The sequence below is a fragment of the Mesorhizobium sp. M1A.T.Ca.IN.004.03.1.1 genome, from assembly GCF_003997555.1.
Classification (GTDB): Bacteria; Pseudomonadota; Alphaproteobacteria; order Rhizobiales; family Rhizobiaceae; genus Mesorhizobium.
The window spans coordinates 1-247 of the sequence record NZ_RZTV01000845.1 but is presented as its reverse complement, the minus strand read 5'-3'; the positions used below and the strand labels follow the sequence as shown (position 1 = coordinate 247).

Annotated in this window: 1 pseudogene; it reads right to left on the bottom strand. The window is 63.2% G+C overall.

Annotated elements, in window-relative coordinates:
- Positions 1–161, bottom strand: a pseudogene (locus EOD29_RS34065) (mannonate dehydratase); the annotation flags it as partial.
- Between the last annotated feature and the right edge of the window lie 86 nt (positions 162–247).

The following is a 247-nucleotide window of genomic DNA, read 5'->3' as shown; positions in this document are numbered from 1 at the left end:
GCGGCATCGATGCCACTATAGGCGACGAGCTTTTCCCGGAAGGCCGGAATGGTCAGAGGTTCGGTGGTCGAACCCGGCAGAGCCGAAGTTATGATGCGGGTGATGTCGGCGATCTCGTCGTCCGTCATCGCCTCGAAGACGATACGCGCCCGTTCGCGGTCCGACCAGCCGGTCCACCGCCTCGATCAGCCGCGTGCGGGCAGAGAGAATGTCGAGGTAGTGCGGAAGGGTGATCTCCTCACCGAAG